The sequence below is a fragment of the Psychrobacter sp. MES7-P7E genome (assembly GCF_002863645.1).
Classification (GTDB): Bacteria; Pseudomonadota; Gammaproteobacteria; order Pseudomonadales; family Moraxellaceae; genus Psychrobacter.
In genome coordinates, this window is sequence record NZ_PJBU01000066.1 from 1 (window position 1) to 255 (window position 255).

Annotated in this window: 1 protein-coding gene; it reads right to left on the reverse strand. The window is 45.5% G+C overall.

Annotation, left to right across the window (positions count from 1 at the left end; genetic code table 11):
- Positions 1 to 255, reverse strand: a 255-nt coding sequence (locus CXF62_RS01520; protein WP_185156576.1) for a transposase, incomplete at both ends; no start/stop codon positions are given.

Genomic DNA, 255 nt, shown 5'->3' on the forward strand with positions numbered 1-255 from the left:
TAGCCAGAACTTAGCGCCTTCATTCTCTGAGAGCCACATACCAAGCAGCTCTTTTTTACCGTTAAGGTTAACGCCTAGGGCTAAGTAAATGGCTTTGTTGATAATCTGCTTGTCTTGACGTATCTTCACGACGATGCAGTCTAGATAGACGATAGGATAAACACTGCTCAGCGGCCGGTTCTGCCAAGCGGTGATGTCCTCTAATATGTTATCGGTGACTCTTGAGACAAGAGAGCTTGAAATGTCGACATCGTA